1 pseudogene is annotated in these 524 nt (G+C 23.5%); it reads right to left on the reverse strand.

From position 1 onward, the window contains the following. Positions 1-105: 105 nt before the first annotated feature. Positions 106-524 (reverse strand): annotated as a pseudogene (locus AJ886_RS10695) (hypothetical protein); the annotation flags it as partial.

The raw sequence follows: 524 nt of genomic DNA on the forward strand, positions 1-524 counted from the left end.
AGTCTAGAAATTTAGTGATTAAGTCTAATTTAGCTTCTTGTGTTTTAATGTTTTTGCTCATTTGTTATTCCAAAAATCTAAATCTCAAATTATCTTTCTAATTTTTTATCTAGTATCTTCACAATACAGTCTTTTATGATATCTAAAATATAATCCAGCACCCTCATCACCTCCCAAAAATATACCATAATCATTATAAATATAAGATAAGTGTGTTGAATAATGAATACCATCATAATAATCTTCAAATGTAACTTCTGTTAAAGTAAATTTATTTTTTTGCAACACATTAATGCTTTCTGATTTTTTAAAATCAAAATATATTTTTTTATTTATTTTTTGATTAAAAAAGAATTCTCCTTTTTCATCATGCATTGTATTTCCTTTTTCTCTATTGCTGAATATTTCCCAATAAGCTTTATTGTAAATTATTACTTTATTATCTATATCTTTACACAACTTCTTAAACTCATAATACTGCGGATCCATATATTTATAAGAACATCCTCCTACTAAGAATAATA

The sequence above is a fragment of the Campylobacter sp. BCW_6465 genome (assembly GCF_001762815.1).
GTDB lineage: Bacteria > Campylobacterota > Campylobacteria > Campylobacterales > Campylobacteraceae > Campylobacter_D > Campylobacter_D jejuni.